At 67.5% G+C, this 13,794-nt stretch carries 13 protein-coding genes; 8 read left to right on the forward strand and 5 right to left on the reverse strand.

What is annotated here, in order from left to right; translation table 11 throughout:
- Positions 1-120 precede the first annotated feature (120 nt).
- Positions 121-774, reverse strand: coding sequence for a peroxiredoxin (locus tag ACQ5BL_RS05980; protein WP_207883406.1), 654 nt, complete (start codon positions 772-774; stop codon positions 121-123).
- Between the two features lie 305 nt (positions 775-1,079).
- Between ACQ5BL_RS05980 and ACQ5BL_RS05985 the strand changes: the two genes are divergently transcribed.
- Positions 1,080-1,370, forward strand: coding sequence for a GYD domain-containing protein (locus tag ACQ5BL_RS05985; RefSeq protein ID WP_207883409.1), 291 nt, complete (start codon positions 1,080-1,082; stop codon positions 1,368-1,370).
- A gap of 88 nt (positions 1,371-1,458) precedes the next feature.
- On the opposite strand, the gene ACQ5BL_RS05990 is transcribed toward ACQ5BL_RS05985, so the two are convergent.
- The gene (locus ACQ5BL_RS05990; protein WP_243804710.1) at positions 1,459-2,592 is read right to left on the reverse strand and encodes an LLM class flavin-dependent oxidoreductase; all 1,134 of its coding nucleotides are present in this window, start codon (positions 2,590-2,592) and stop codon (positions 1,459-1,461) included.
- A 128-nt stretch (positions 2,593-2,720) separates the two neighbouring features.
- Complete coding sequence (locus ACQ5BL_RS05995) at positions 2,721-3,905, reverse strand: flavin-dependent monooxygenase (protein ID WP_243804708.1); 1,185 nt, start codon at positions 3,903-3,905, stop codon at positions 2,721-2,723.
- A gap of 234 nt (positions 3,906-4,139) precedes the next feature.
- Between ACQ5BL_RS05995 and ACQ5BL_RS06000 the strand changes: the two genes are divergently transcribed.
- The 4 genes from ACQ5BL_RS06000 to ACQ5BL_RS06015 are packed head-to-tail and all read left to right on the forward strand — an operon-like array spanning position 4,140 to position 8,185.
- Positions 4,140-4,658 (forward strand): flavin reductase family protein, encoded by a 519-nt coding sequence (locus tag ACQ5BL_RS06000; protein WP_207883415.1) that lies wholly within the window; start codon positions 4,140-4,142, stop codon positions 4,656-4,658.
- A 5-nt stretch (positions 4,659-4,663) separates the two neighbouring features.
- Entirely contained in the window at positions 4,664-6,325 is a 1,662-nt protein-coding gene (locus ACQ5BL_RS06005; protein ID WP_243804706.1) for an FAD-binding protein, read from the forward strand.
- A 12-nt stretch (positions 6,326-6,337) separates the two neighbouring features.
- Positions 6,338-7,093, forward strand: a complete 756-nt coding sequence (locus ACQ5BL_RS06010; RefSeq protein WP_243804704.1) for a glucose 1-dehydrogenase — start codon at positions 6,338-6,340, stop codon at positions 7,091-7,093.
- 12 nt (positions 7,094-7,105) lie between these two features.
- Complete coding sequence (locus tag ACQ5BL_RS06015; protein ID WP_243804703.1) at positions 7,106-8,185, forward strand: ferredoxin--NADP reductase; 1,080 nt, start codon at positions 7,106-7,108, stop codon at positions 8,183-8,185.
- Positions 8,186-8,390: 205 nt separating this feature from the next.
- Here the strand turns inward: ACQ5BL_RS06015 and ACQ5BL_RS06020 are convergent, their stop codons facing one another.
- Positions 8,391-9,167: a glucose 1-dehydrogenase gene (locus tag ACQ5BL_RS06020; protein ID WP_243804701.1), complete on the reverse strand. Its 777-nt coding sequence runs from the start codon at positions 9,165-9,167 to the stop codon at positions 8,391-8,393.
- Between the two features lie 14 nt (positions 9,168-9,181).
- Positions 9,182-9,937, reverse strand: coding sequence for an SDR family NAD(P)-dependent oxidoreductase (locus ACQ5BL_RS06025; protein ID WP_243804699.1), 756 nt, complete (start codon positions 9,935-9,937; stop codon positions 9,182-9,184).
- 239 nt (positions 9,938-10,176) lie between these two features.
- Here ACQ5BL_RS06025 and ACQ5BL_RS06030 point away from each other — a divergent pair, with 239 nt between their 5' ends.
- From ACQ5BL_RS06030 to ACQ5BL_RS06040, 3 genes are all read left to right on the forward strand, one after another.
- Positions 10,177-10,656 (forward strand): nuclear transport factor 2 family protein, encoded by a 480-nt coding sequence (locus tag ACQ5BL_RS06030; protein ID WP_243804697.1) that lies wholly within the window; start codon positions 10,177-10,179, stop codon positions 10,654-10,656.
- 163 nt (positions 10,657-10,819) lie between these two features.
- Complete coding sequence (locus ACQ5BL_RS06035; RefSeq protein WP_243804695.1) at positions 10,820-11,566, forward strand: SDR family NAD(P)-dependent oxidoreductase; 747 nt, start codon at positions 10,820-10,822, stop codon at positions 11,564-11,566.
- A 67-nt stretch (positions 11,567-11,633) separates the two neighbouring features.
- On the forward strand, positions 11,634-13,205 hold the full coding sequence (locus ACQ5BL_RS06040) for a FadD3 family acyl-CoA ligase (RefSeq protein WP_243804693.1): 1,572 nt from the start codon (positions 11,634-11,636) through the stop codon (positions 13,203-13,205).
- Positions 13,206-13,794: the final 589 nt, after the last annotated feature.

Consider the following 13,794-nt stretch of genomic DNA (forward strand, 5'->3'; position numbering starts at 1 on the left):
CAGGACCCATTCGGGCGAAGAGCTGCAACCATGCATGGGGTGTCGGCCGGCGCCATCGTCTGTGCGGACTAGCCGGCTACTGGGACCTTCCTCCCCGCTGCCGGGGAGGAGGGTGGAGCGTCACTTGGGCTGGGCGACCACGCGCAGGTACGGCTTGAGGGTCTTGAAGCCCTGCGGGTATTTCTTCTGCGCGTCCTCGTTGGACACCGAGGTCGGGATGATCACGTCGTCGCCCGGCTTCCAGTTCACTGGCGTCGCCACCGTGTGCTTGGCGTTGAGCTGGATGGCATCGAGCAGGCGGAGGATCTCGTCGAAGTTGCGCCCGGCGCTCATCGGGTAGGTCAGGGTGGCTTTGATCTTCTTGTCCGGGCCGATCAGGAACACCGAGCGCACGGTCGCGTTGTCCACCGCCGTGCGCGGGCCGCCGCTGGCGTTGGGGTGGATCATGTCGTAGAGCTTGGCCACCTTCAGGTCGTCGTCGCCGATGAGCGGGAAGTTCACCGCGTGGCCCTGGGTTTCGGCGATGTCGCCGACCCAGGCGTGGTGGTCGCTGACCGGGTCGATGCTCAGGCCAACCACCTTGGTGTTGCGCTTGTCGAATTCCGGTTTCAGGCGGGCCACGTAGCCCAGCTCGGTGGTGCAGACCGGGGTGAAGTCCTTCGGGTGGGAAAACAGGATCGCCCAGTGATCGCCGATCCACTGGTGGAAGTTCAGGGTGCCTTCGGTGCTGTCTGCGGTGAAGTCGGGGGCTTCATCGCCTATTCGTAGGGACATTTCCGTTCTCCGTATGGGATTGGGGTGTCTGGACAGGCCGCGCGAGCCGAAGGGCGGGCCGTGGGCTGGAAAGTATAGGTGGCCGTTCGGCATGCCGCCCGGGGGGTAGCGGATCAGCGGTCGTGCCGGGGCGCGCGGGGGCTGCTAAGCCTGTTCTGTGGAGGTCGTCGGATGCGTGCTGGTCGACGTGGCTCGCGGTGCAGGGATGCCGCGTGCATGCACGTCGGGAAGGGTGGCGGTCTTCTTCCGGTGCAGTGGCTTCCGCACCCTCGACCGTCGCCGATGCATCCGACAGGAGCTGAACCATGGCTACCTTCATTTCCCTGGTGAATTTCACCGACCAGGGCATCCGCAACGTCAAGGACTCGCCCGACCGCTACACGGCCTTCCGGGCAATGGCCGAGCAGCTCGGTATCTCGGTCAAGGCCGCCTACTGGACGACGGGCGGCTACGACATGGTGCTGATCGTGGAAGGCGCGGAGGACGTCGCCACCACGCTGCTGCTCAAGGTGGCGTCGCTGGGCAACATCCGCACGCAGACCCTGCGCGGCTTCTCGGAGCAGGAGTTCCGTGGGCTGATTGATGCCATGCGTTGAAACGCCAAACGAAAACGGGGCGGCCCGAAACCGGTGCCGCCCCGTGCTTGCCCTGTCCGACCCGCCAGGAGCGGGTCGGAACCTCGACTCAGGCGGTCCTGGCCTTGTCGCGGAAGTAGGGGATGACCTTCTCGCCGATGTTCTTCAGGGTTTCCAGCTGCGCCCACTGCGGCACGGTGCCCATCTGGCAGATGAAGAGGATTTCATCGGCGCCGGCGTCGATCAGGCGCTGCACGTAGCCGATGCAGTCGTTCACGGTGCCGTAGGCGTGGTTGGGGTTCATCATCGCCATGGTCGGGTCGGAGAAGTCCACGGCGACTTCCTCGGAGGCGAAGCGCGAGCGGATCACCGCCTGGCCGTTGCCGTCGACGAAGGTGTCGTCCTGCCACTTGGCCGGGTCCGGGCGCTCGCCGCCGGCGTACCAGTACGCCAGGGATTCCATGAAGTAGCGCTGGCCACGGATGCCGATGGCGCGGGCTTTCTCGTTGTCGTCCAGGACGATGGCCGGGCACAGGGCGGCGATGTGGCGGTTGGGGCGGAAGCCGACCTGGCTGGCTGCGTCACGGTTGTCCCAGGCCTCGTGGTACACGGCCACTTTCTTGGCGATCTCTTCCGGGCCGCCGAAGCCCAGCACCAGGGCACCCATGCCACGGCCGCCGGCGTTCTTCAGCGACTCGGTGTTGGTGCAGGCCAGGTACATCGGCGGGTGCGGATCCTGGTAGGGCTTGGGATGGATCGGGCGCTTGGGGATCTTCACGTATTCGCCGTTATGCTCGATCTCGTCCTGCACGAACATCTTCGGGATGAGGTACATGGCTTCGTCGATCTGCGGCTGCAGGGTGGCCAGGTCGTAGCCGAAGGTGCCGGCTTCCTGCTGGGTGCCGCCCTTGCCGACGCCGAAGTGCACGCGGCCCTTGGACAGCAGGTCGAGGGTGGCGATGCGCTCGGCGACCTTCACCGGGTGGTTCATCGCCGGCGGCAGGCAGACCACGCCGTGGCCGATACCGATGCGCTCGGTCTTGCCCGCGACGAAGGCCAGCATGGTCTCCGGGGCGGACATGTGGGAATAGTTGGTCAGTGCGGTGTGCTCCACGCACCAGAAAGTGTCGAAGCCAAGCTTGTCGGCCAGCACGGCCTGTTCGACGGTGTCGTCGAAGACGCGACGGTCGCCTTCACGGGTGCTGTCCAGGGTCTGGGCTTCGTAGATCAGAGAGAATTTCATGGGATGCGTCCCTTGTTAGTATGGGCGGCCAACGGGTTCGGCCTCGTGGGCCATGTTCTGTGTTCGCCGGCGCCTCGGAATCGCCCGAATGGACTACGCCGAAACGCCGGATAGTTCTTGTGTGTGGGTCAGAGGAAGAAGTCGGTGGAGTCCATACCCATGCTCACGCCGCCCAGGTTCCAGGCGTACTTGGCCGGGCTGTTGGCGACGTGCGCGCGACCGGTGTGGATGTCGCGGAAGGTGCGGTTGATAGGGTGCTCGCGGAAGATGGTGGAGGCGCCGCTGTTGAACATCAGCGCGCCGGCCGCGCGGGCGCACTTGTCCGCCACCAGGGCCGAGTCGTAGCGCATCTTCACCCGCTCGGGCATGGTCAGCGGCTCGCCGTCGCGGGCGCGCTGCATCATCAGTTCGAAGTTGCGCAGCAGCACGGTGCGGCACTCGTCGGCCACCACCATGGCGTCCGCCAGCGCCTGCTGGGCGCCCGGGTCCTGACCCATCTTGCGACCGTCGTTGACGCCGACGCGGGCACGGTTGTGCTCGACGAACAGGTTCACCGCGCCCTGCAGGGCGCCGATGGCGGAAGAGGACACCGCACGCACGAAGATCTGCCCGAACGGCAGGCGGAACAGCGGGGCGGTGTTCACCGCGTTGCCCGGGCTGTTCTGCATGAAGCCGTCGAGGGCGCGGTGGGTGCGGTAGTCCGGGACGAAGGCATCTTCCACCAGCACGTCGTGGGAGCCGGTGGCTTCCAGGCCCATCACGTTCCAGTTGTCGACGATCTGGTAGTCGCTGCGTGGTACCAGGAAGGTGCGGTAGTCCGGCGCGCCGCCCGGTTCGCTCGGCGGCACCATGGCGCCGAGGAAGGCCCACTGGCAGTGCTTGCTGCCGCTGGAGAAGCCCCAGCGACCGGACAGGCGGAAGCCGCCTTCCACCGGGGTGACCTTGCCCACCGGCATATAGGAAGAGGAGATCAGCACGCTGGAGTCCTTGCCCCAGACGTCCTGCGCGGCGCGGTCGTCGAACAGGGCCAGCTGCCAGTTGTGGATGGCCACCACGCCCAGGACCCAGGCGGACGACATGCAGCCCTCGGCGAGGGTCATCTGCACTTCGAAGAAGTCCTTGGGCTCCAGCTCGTAGCCTTCCCAGCGCGCCGGCTGGAGGATGCGGAAGAAGCCGGCTTCGTGGAAGTCACGGATGGTTTCCTCCGGCAGCTGGCCCTGGCGCGCGGCGTCGGCGGCGCGTTCGCGCAGCACCGGTACCAGCTCACGGGCGCGCTGGCGGAGGCGCTGGCGGATCAGTTCCTGGTCGAGCATCTTGTTGTTCTCCTGTGGTCGCCCCGCAGGGCCTGCGCTTGGCCACCGCGCAGCTACGCAGGGGGCCTTCGCTGGCATTTGAACAACGCGCAACTGGCTCGACATCCTACAAACGGACCATATGCCGCCCCGGCTTCGGAGCGCCGGGGCGACTAGTCCCCTCGGACGATGTTGCGCCCTTGGCCCGGTCACAGAATTCATCGCACAACAACAAACCCCAATGAGGCCCGTGCGATGAGCCAAGACACTCTGAAAGCCGACATGATCCAGGCGATGCGCCGGCTGGCCAAGTCGGTGACCATCATCACCACCAGCGATGGCAGCGAGCGTTTCGCCATGTCCGCCACTGCCGTTGATTCGCTGTCCACCGAGCCGCCGTCGCTGCTGATCTGCGTGAACAAGACCGCCTCCCTGCACCGCGTGCTGGATGCCGGCGCGGACTTCTGCGTGAACATCCTCGGCCAGGAGCAGGAGCACCTGTCGCACCTGTGCAGCGGCCCGGTGAAGGGCGAGGGCCGCTTCGCCAGCGGTGACTGGCGCAGCGCCGAGTGCGGCGTGCCGTACCTGGCCGATGCCCAGTCCAGCGTGATCTGCGAGCAGGACGGCAAGTTCGCCTATGGCACCCACACCATCTTCATCGGACGCATCCGCGAGATCCGCAACAACCCGCGCATCACTCCGCTGATCTACATCAACGGCACCTACACCACCGCTGTCGCCGTGCAGCCGGTGAACGTGGCAGCTGCGGGTTGAGAGCCATGAGCGGCATCGGGCCGATTGCGCCGCTGCGTCTGGCCGAAGGCGTGCAGCCGAACTGGCACGCGCACACCGACCTGCTGGTGGTCGGCTTCGGCGGCGCTGGTGCCTGCGCCGCCCTGGAGGCCCGCGAACGCGGCCTGGAAGTGCTGGCCCTGGATCGCTTCACTGGCGGCGGTGCCACGGCGCGCAGCGGCGGGGTGGTCTATGCCGGCGGCGGTACGCCGTACCAGGCCCGTGCCGGTTATAACGACGACGCGCAAGCCATGTTCAGCTACCTGCGCGGTGAAGTCGGCGATGCCGTGAAGGCCGAGACCCTGCGCGATTTCTGCGATAGCAGCGTCGAACAGCTGGCCTGGCTGGAACGCCAGGGTGCGCGCTTCGAAGCCAGCGTGCCGCCGCACAAGACGTCCTATCCCAGCGACCGCTACTACCTCTATTACTCGGGCAACGAGTCGGTGCCGGCCTATGCCAGCCTGGCTCGTCCGGCTCCGCGCGGGCACCGTACGAAAGGTGCTGGAATGTCCGGTGCGGCACTGTTCTCCGCTTTGCGGACTTCCGCGAAGGCGAACGGCGTGCAGCTCTACAGCCAGTGCCAGGTGCGCCGGCTGGTGCAGGATGCCAGCGGCGCCGTGGTCGGCGTCGAAGCCTGGCGCCTGCCGCCGGGCAGCCTGGCTGCGCGCCGGCATGCCTGGCTCGGCCGCGTGGCCACCGCCGTGCATCCCTACGCGCCGCCGCTGGCCGAACGCCTGATCGCCGCGCTGCGACGTATCGAGCTGGAACACGCCGAGCCGATCCTGATCCATGCGCGCAAGGGCGTGTTGCTCAGCGCCGGTGGCTTCGTCTTCAACCGCGACATGCTCGCCGAACATGCGCCGCACTATCTCCCCGCGCTGCCCCTGGGCACGCCGGGTTGCGACGGCAGCGGCATCCGCCTGGGGCTTGGCGTGGGCGCCGCAACGCAACGCCTGGAGAAGGTCAGCGCCTGGCGCTTCATCAACCCGCCGCTGGCCTGGGCCCGTGGGGTGATCGTCAACGCCCGCGGCGAGCGCTACTGCAACGAAGAGGTCTACGGCGCCACTCTCGGCCATGCCATGGTGGAAGAGCAGGGCGGCCGCGCCATCCTGATCCTCGACCGCGCGTTGCTCAAGGAGTCGCTGCGCCAGGTCGGGCCGAGCAAGGTCTGGTCGTTCCAGCGCCTGCCGGTGCTGCTCAACCTGCTGTTCAACCGTCGCCGTGGCGATACGCCCGCCGCCCTGGCCCGCGCCATCGGCGTGCCGGCCGAGAACCTCAAGCACACCCTCGAGGAATACAGCCGCGCCGCCCGGGGCGAACACACCGATGCCTTCGGCAAGTCGCCGGCGATGCTCGCCGACCTGGACGATGGCCCCTGGTTCGCCCTGGACCTGTCGGTGGACAGCAAGCTCTACCCGTGCCCGGCCATCACCCTGGGCGGGCTGCGCGTCTGCGAACGCAGCGGCCGCGTGCTGGACGACGATGGCGCGCCGATCCCGGGGCTCTACAGCGCCGGTCGCAACGCCGTGGGTGTCGCCTCCAATCTTTACGTATCCGGCCTCTCCATCGCCGACTGCGTGTATTCCGGCCGTCGCGCCGCCGCCCATATGGCGGCCCGCGTGCAGGCCCCGATCCCTGAAACCGCCTGAAGGACAACAAGCATGAATCGAGTACAAGGCAAAGTCTGCATCGTGACTGGCGCGGCCAGCGGCATCGGCCGCGAGGACGCCCTGCTGCTGGCCGCCGAAGGCGCCCGCGTGGTGATCACCGATCTCAACGAAGAGGCCGGCCGTGCCGTGGCCGCCGAGATCGGCGGCGACGCGCTGTTCATCCGCCATGACATTTCCAGCGAAAGCGACTGGAAACACGTGATCAAGACCACCGTGGAGCGCTTCGGCCGTCTCGACGTGCTGGTCAACAACGCTGCCATCCTGGCCGTGGCCAGCATCGAGGACACCAGCCTGGAGCTGTGGCGCAAGGTGCAGACCATCAACGGCGACGGCTACTTCCTCGGCTGCAAGTACGCCATCGAAGCGATGAAGGAAACCGGCGGCGGCTCCATCGTCAACATGTCCTCCGTGGCAGCCCTGGGCGGCATGGCGGCGTTCTGCGCCTACTCGGCGTCCAAGGGCGCCGTGGCGGCCATGACCCGTTCCATCGCCGTGCACTGCAAGCAGCAGGGCTACCGCATCCGCTGCAACAGCGTGCACCCGGATGGCGTCAACACCCCCATGACCCAGGCCCTGGCCGGCGGCCAGCCGATTCCCCAGGAAGCGCTCGATGCCGACCCGATGAACCGCATGTGCGCGCCGAAGGACATTGCCAACGTGGTGCTGTTCCTGGCTTCGGACGAGTCGCGCTTCATCAGCGGCGCCGAGCTGCGCGTGGACAACGCCCAACTGATCAGCGGCGTCTGACGGAGCGTGACGATGGGCAGTGCGCAGACCCTGGCGCCGCAAGCGGAGCCAACCGCCGCCGGCACCTACCGCCTGGAAGTGGCCGACGTCATCGAGGAAACCGCCGACGCGCGCTCGCTGGTGCTGCGCGTGCCGGCGGAGCTGGCCGGACGCTTCAAGTACCGCGCCGGGCAGTTCCTCAGCTTTCGCGTGGCGCTCGACGGCAAGACCCTGACGCGCTGCTACTCCATGTCCAGCACGCCCGGGCTGGACGAAACGCTGCGGGTGACGGTCAAGCGCGTGGCCGGTGGCCGGGTGTCGAACTGGATGAACGAACGTGTGCGTCCGGGCGACGAGCTGGAGGTGCTGCCGCCCGCCGGCCACTTCCACCTCGGCGAGCCGACGCGCGACCTGCTGCTGTTCGGCGGCGGATCGGGGATCACCCCAGTGTTCTCCATCCTCCGCGAGGCGCTGGCCCATCGCGACTGCCGCATCCGCCTGGTGTACGCCAACCGCGACACCGACTCGGTGATCTTCCGCGACGCGCTGCGCCGCCTGGTCTCCGAGCACGGCGAACGCCTGCAGGTGATCCACGTGCTGGACAACCTGCAGGGCTTCCTTGCCGCCAGCGATGTGCGCCATCTGCTGCGCGGCTGGGAAGAGGCCGAATGCTTCATCTGCGGTCCCGGTCCGTTCATGGATACCGTGGAAAGCACGCTGCTGGGCGAAGGCGTCGATTCCGCGCATATCCATGTCGAGCGCTTCGTTTCGCCGCCCGACCCGGATGCGCTGGAAGCGGCCAGCGAAGAGGCCCGCAGCGCCGCCGCCGAATCCGGTGCGGAAAGCCTGGTGGTGGCGCTGGACGGCGAGGAGCACCAGGTGCCCTGCATCGCCGGTGAAACCCTGCTGGAAAGTTGCCGCCGCGCCGGCCTTGCGCCGCCGGCCTCCTGCGAGGAGGGCTTCTGCGGCGCCTGCATGTGCAAGGTGGAGCAGGGCGAGGTGCTGCTGCCGCGCAACGACGTGCTCAGCGCCGCCGAGATCGCCGAAGGCTGGACCCTGGCTTGCCAGGGCCGCGCCGGCAGCCGCGAGGTGCGGGTGCGTTTCCCCGATTGAATGGTTTTGTCGAGTTGCTCTCGAGTGTGGGGCTTGTGCCGCCCCTTCCTTCACCCGGCTTCGGCCGGGTTTTTTTTGCCTGTTTTACGGACTGTCGTGGGGATTCGGGAGGTCGGCCTGGCTGGCCGGGGGATGAGTGCCGTGCCGCCAGCGGTCGCTGGCGAGAAACCGTGCGGGCAGCCCGGAGCGGGCCGCCCGCTGCGGGCTAGATCGGTGAGCCCGGCAGGCCGGGGTAGTAGGCGCCGGCGGCCACGCCGCCATCCACCGACAGTTCGCTGCCGTTGCAGTAGCTGGCTTCGTCGCTGGCGAGGAACAGCGTGGCGCGGGCGATCTCCTCCGGCGCGCCGATGCGTTGCTGCGGCACCGTGCGGTACGCCCCGGCCAGCTCGTCGCGGGAGGCGCGGGAGGGGTTGGACATCAGGGTGTCGACGCCGCCCGGATGCACCGAGTTGACCCGTACGCCGTGCGGGCCGAGCTCCAGCGCCGCGACCTTGGTCAGGCCGCGCACGCCCCATTTGCTCGACACGTAGGCGGCCAGGGCATTGACGCCGCGCAGCCCGTCCACCGAGGAAATGTTGACGATCGAACCACGGCCTTGTTCGCGCATGATCGGCGCCACGCTGTGGATGCCGAGGAAGGTGCCGGTCAGGTTGATCGACAGCGCCCGCTCGAACTCCGCCTTGGACAGTTGCTCGATGGCGCCGAACACCAGCACGGCGGCGTTGTTCACCAGCACGTCGATTCGCCCGTGACGCTCCAGGGTGGCCTGTACCACGCGCTGCCAGTTTTCCTCGCAGCTCACGTCCAGGCGCTGGAAGCTGGCCGCGTCGCCCAGCTCGGCGGCCAGGGCCGCGCCTTCCTGTTCCAGGAGGTCGGCGATGACCACGCGGGCACCTTCGGCGACGAATAGGCGCGCGGTTTCGGCGCCCATGCCGCGGGCGCCTCCGGTGACGATGGCGATCTTGTTTTCCAGACGTTGCATGAAAAGCTCCTTGTTCAACCCCAGTAGGCTTGGCCGCCATCCAGCGGGATGGTGGCGCCGGTCAGGTAGCGGGCGTTGTCGCTGACCAGGAAGGCCACGGTGCGGCCGATGTCGGCTTCGCAGTCGCCGACGCGCCGCAGCGGAATGCTCTGGAAGAACGCCTCGGCCTCCGCCGGGTGGGCATCCACCCAGCCGCGCAGGCCCGGCGACAGCGCATGGGGAGCGATGACGTTGACGCGGATGCCGTCCACGCCCCATTCGCAGGCCGCAGCGCGGCTGAGGGAGCGGATGGCTTCCTTGGTCGCGGCGTAGTGGCCGTAACCGGAGGCATCCCAGCGCACGGCGGCGGAGGAGGCCAGGTTGACGATCGAGCCGTTGCCCTTGAGATGGGGGTAGCAGGCGCGCATCAGGCGCAGCGTAGCCATCGGGCCCGAGTCGATGCCCTTCATGAATTCGTCGTCGCTGACATCGAGGATGCGTCCCAGCGGCACGATCTGCGCGTTGTTGACCAGGATGTCGAGGCCGCCGAAAGCCTCCACCACCTGGGCCACGCTACGGTCGAGATCGCTTGCGCTCATCACGTCGCACTCCACCGCGAGCGCTTCGCCGCCACGCGTGCGGATTTCCTCCACGGTCTGTTCCAGCGTGGCGCGGGTACGGCCCGCCACTGCGACCCTGGCACCCTCGGCGGCGAGGGCGAAGGCGATGCCCTGGCCGACGCCCTGACCACCACCGGTGACCAGCGCCACCTTGCCTTGCAGCATGTTCATGCGTGATTTCTCCTTATTCTTGTTGTAAGGAGGCGGCGTTGCCCGTGATCACCCGTACTTCATGGGTGGGGCGGCGGCGAGCCTCCTGGCAGGACCTGCGATGAGGCAGGGAAGGGCAGACTTGCATCGTTCGGGGTGATGGAAATCGGCCGATCGGACTAGGGCTAGTCCCCTTGGACGATGAACGGCGGCAGGTGCGCTGACAGGCTCGTGCTCCCCCCACCGCCGGAGCCAAACAAATGGTCGAGTCCGTCGAAGTCCTTCTTGAGATCGAGCAGATCCGCCAGCTGAAGTACCGTTACTTTCGCGCCATCGATACCCACGACTGGGTGCTGTTCGCCACCTGCCTCGCCGAGGACGTCACCACCCAGCTGGACAGCGGCGCTTACGCGTTCGTCGGCCGCGACGCTTTCATCGCCGGGCTGAAAGGGATGATGGATCGTCCGACCCTGTTGTCGAAGCACCAGGGCCACCATCCCGAGATCGAGCTGCTCGCGCCTGATCGCGCCCGTGGCGTGTGGTACCTGGAAGACCAGGTGATCGATCTGGATAACGACTGGATCGTGCAGGGCACGGCGTTCTACCAGGACGAATACGTCAAGCGCGATGGCGCCTGGCTGATCCTGTCGACCGGCTACCGCCGCGTGCTCGACAACGTCACGACGCCCATCCCGGCGGATTTTCGCGTGGTCAAGAGCTGGTTCGGCGTAGCGGGTTGAGGTGGGCGCGGGCCTCGGTCCGAGGCGCCGCCAGGCGCCGGTGGGCTCGAACGCTTTCCGGGCTTGCCGTCTGGCTAGTCTCAATGGACGATCACCATCTCCCGGCGGCTGATTAGACTTCCGCCGCAGGACACCCTCAGAACAACAAGACCAGAGGTATGCAATGAATCGACTGCAAGGCAAGGTCGCGGTGATCACGGGCGCGGCATCGGGCATCGGCCTGGCGTGTGCACGCTGCTTCGCGGAAGAAGGCGCACAAGTGGTGGGCCTGGACGTAGGCACCGCCCCCGCCGATTTCCCCGGCCTGTTCATGGCCCTGGACGTGAGCAACGAGAGCAACGTCGAGCAGGTGATGGGCGAAGTCGTTTCGCGCCATGGCCGCCTCGACGTGCTGGTCAACGCCGCCGGCGTCGCCAGCCGTGGCAGCGTCACCGATTCGTCCACCCGCGAGTGGCAGCGCGTGCTCGACATCAACCTCACCGGCAGCATGCTCACCAGCAAGCACGCCGTGGGCCAGATGGTCTCCCAGCGCAGCGGCTCGATCATCAACATCGGCTCGATCTTCGGCCTGCAGGGCTGCGACGGCAACGTCGCCTACAACGTCGCCAAGGGCGGCATCAACCAGCTGACCCGCTCCATGGCCATCGACTACGGCCATGCCAACGTGCGCGTCAACGGCCTCTGCCCGGGCCTGATCGAAACCCCGATGACCCAGATGGTGCGCGAACAGGCTGCCTTCCACGCCTTCTTCGCCTCGCAGCACATGCTCAGCCGCGCCGGCCAGCCGGAAGAGGTGGCCAAGGCCGCGCTGTTCCTCGCCTCGGACGATGCGTCCTTCGTCAGCGGGCAGATGATCGCCGTCGACGGCGGCTTCTCCGCCGGCCGGCGTTTCGCTCCGCCGCAGGCTTGATCATCGCTGCAACGGGCCGGCGCTGCGCCGGCCCTTCTTCGGTTTTCGTTCGTGAGTTTTTCCTGCCATGACCAGCCCGCAATCCGCCCTGACCATTCCCCAGCTGCTGAGCGCCACGGCGACCGCCTATGGCGAGCAAGCGGCCATCGAGGACGGCGACGTCCGCCTGAATTACCGAGAGCTCGACCAGTGGCGCCGGCGTGCCGCCCGTGCCCTGCTGGCACTGGGCATCGGCCATGGCGAGCGGGTCGCGGTGTGGGCGCCGAACCACTGGGAATGGATAGTCGCGGCCACCGCGCTGCACAGCGTGGGCGCCGTGCTGGTGCCGCTGAATACCCGGATGAAGGGCGCCGAGGCCGGCCTGGTGCTGCGCGAGAGCGGCGCCAGCCTGCTGTTCGTCATCGGCGACTTCCTCGGCAACGATTACCCGGCGCTGCTGGCCGGCGAGGACCTGCCGGCGCTGCGCCAGCGCGTGATCCTGCGCGGCGAGCGAGCTGGCGCGCTGGGCTGGGACGAGTTCCTGGGCCTGGCCGATGGCGTGTCCGAGGCGCAGCTGGAAGAGCGCCAGGCGGCGGTCGGCAGCGACGACCTGTGCGACCTGCTGTTCACCTCCGGCACCACCGGCAAGCCCAAGGGCGTGATGACCGCCCACGGGCAGAACCTGCGCCTGGTGCGCGACTGGAGCGAAATGGTCGGCCTGCGCCAGGGCGACCGCTACCTGATCGTCAATCCCTTCTTCCACAGCTTCGGCTACAAGGCCGGCTGGCTGGCGGCGCTGATGCGCGGCTGCTGCATCCTGCCGCAGGCGGTGTTCGACGTGAACGTGCTGCTCGAACGGGTGGCCGCCGAGCGCGTCACCGTGCTGCCCGGCCCGCCGACGCTGTACCAGTCGCTGCTGGCGCATCCCGATCGCGGCGCCTATGACCTGGGCTCGCTGCGCGTGGCCGTCACCGGCGCCGCCTCGGTGCCGGTGGAAATGGTCCGGCGCATGCGCAGCGAACTGGGCTTCGAGACCATCGTCACCGCCTACGGCCTGACCGAGACTTGCGGCTTCGTCACCATCTGCCGCCCCGGTGACGATGCCGAAACCATCGCCACCACCAGCGGCCGCGCCTTCCCCGAAGTGGAGGTGCGCTGCGTGGACGCCGAGGGCCGCAGCGTTCCCGCCGGCGAGCCGGGGGAAGTGGTGGTGCGTGGCTACAACCTGATGCAGGGCTACTTCGGCAATCCGGAAGCGACCGCCGAAGCCATCGACGCCGAAGGCTGGCTGCACACCGGCGATGTCGGCGTGCTGGATGAGCGCGGCTACCTGCGCATCACCGATCGTCTCAAGGACATGTTCATCAACGGCGGCTTCAACGTGTACCCGGCGGAGATCGAACAGACCATCCTCTGCTACCCGGGCGTGGCCCAGGCGGCGGTGATCGGCATCCCCGACGAGCGCCTGGGGGAGGTGGCCATGGCCTTCCTGCTGCCGGCGGCCGGGCAGTCCATCGACCTCGACGCGTTCCTCGCCTGGTGCCGCGAACGCATGGCCAACTACAAGGCCCCGCGCCGCGCCATGCTGCTCGACGCGCTGCCGCTGAACGCCGCCGGCAAGGTCACCAAGGCCGCCCTGCGGGAGCTGGCGGCGAGCTGATACAACCGAATCCTTTGGCTGGTCATGCCCCGTGGGGAAATCTACCTGCGGGGCTTTTTTTTGCCTGGCGGTTGGCGGACGCATCGCGGATTGGAATGCCCCTCGTAGGAGCAACTGTCTTCTTATGGACAGTCTGTGCCGACACGCCCCTCACCCCAGCCCTCTCCCAAAGGGAGAGGGGGTAGATCGTGCCGGCTGACGTCATGGTTTCATCCTGCACCGGACGGTCCCCTCTCCCGCTTGCGGGAGAGGGTTAGGGTGAGGGGCTCTTGATCTCGTAGGAGCGGACTTCGTCCGCGATGCTCTGGCTTTACGTAGGGCGGATAACGCCTAGGGCATTATCCGCTGCTTTGTTTTTGGGTGTTTCAGCGCCGCTTCGGTGCGCGCGCGGACGTCCTGTTTCGCCCCCTCGGGCGACCCACTTTGGCAAACGACCCAAAGTGGGCAAAGGTCTTGCCCCTGCATCCGGGTCCCGCTTCGCGGGACTCCCCTCGCTCCATCGAAGTTTCAGGGGCGCGCGTCGACGGGCCATCCATGGCCCAACGACGCTCTCGCGGCATCCATGCCGCTCAACCCCTGAAACTCCGAT

It is taken from the genome of Pseudomonas sp. B1-22, from assembly GCF_050474425.1.
In the GTDB taxonomy this organism is placed as follows: Bacteria; Pseudomonadota; Gammaproteobacteria; order Pseudomonadales; family Pseudomonadaceae; genus Pseudomonas.